Source organism: Psychrobacter sp. AOP7-B1-24 (assembly GCF_052376215.1).
GTDB lineage: Bacteria > Pseudomonadota > Gammaproteobacteria > Pseudomonadales > Moraxellaceae > Psychrobacter.
This window is the reverse complement of sequence record NZ_JBQSVL010000186.1, coordinates 1-944: the sequence shown is the minus strand read 5'-3', so window position 1 is coordinate 944 and position 944 is coordinate 1. Positions and strand designations below refer to the sequence as shown.

1 protein-coding gene and 1 pseudogene are annotated in these 944 nt (G+C 38.1%); both read right to left on the bottom strand.

From position 1 onward, the window contains the following. Positions 1-492, bottom strand: a pseudogene (locus tag ACT3QP_RS14910) (hypothetical protein); the annotation flags it as partial. Between the two features lie 106 nt (positions 493-598). Continuing rightward, on the bottom strand, positions 599-944 hold a 346-nt coding region (locus ACT3QP_RS14905), incomplete at its 5' end, for a hypothetical protein (RefSeq protein ID WP_444519265.1).

Genomic DNA, 944 nt, shown 5'->3' with positions numbered 1-944 from the left:
TATTTGTATCTTTAGACTACCCCAGTCATAGGTTTCTACTTCTTTATTGGCACCAATGACATAGACTTTGCCCTCTTTACGATTAAAACGAATGGGGAAATAGGTGTAGGTAAACAGTTCTCGGCTAAGACGTCTTAATAGTCCATAAATAAATCCAAATAAGATAGCAACCATCAAGCATAAAAATAAAATAAAAAAAGTAAACCCATTTTTGTTTATTTCTAAATAAAATATGTAGCTAGAAGTCCCCAGTATAAAAATTGCTACTAAAGAAAGAAATAATTGACTCCAGACAATCTCGCCACGGATAAAGTCCCACATGTCTACCAGCTCCATATAGGTGCTATTAAACTGTACGACAGTACGCTGCGGACGTAGCGGATAGTCAAGCTTCTGATATGGGCGCAGCTCATGTTGTACATTATCTACTTTATAGGCTTTACCTAAGGTGTCGTAGGTTCCGTTTTTTCCGCGTCCTATCATGTCGATCATCGTTTTACTCCGCCGTCTTTATTAAAGCATCGCCATGCGTCTAGATGGCTTGTTTATTATTATTTTTATTGATAGCACCATTGTCTAAACACCTCTATTGTCAAACTCAACTATTATAAGCCACTACCGCCCAAGCAAATAGACTAGCATTAATCAGTATGATACATACCCATCTGACATTAACTTCCCAATTGCTGCCTTCAAAGGCTAATTTGGCTTCATCAGTTATAGGTTGTATCGGATAGGGATTGTCTTGTCCATCCCAAGTGAGCAGCTTACTGACTTCAGGATGTAATATAGCTCGCTTGGTACATTGATAATGATTGGCCTGAAATAAATTACCCAAAGCGATTATTGAGCCTATTATAAATACCATGATCTGGTCACCACCAGAATGATTGCTAGGTAGTATGCCGTTTTTGCGATAGATAATATCAGCACAGGCAAATAGC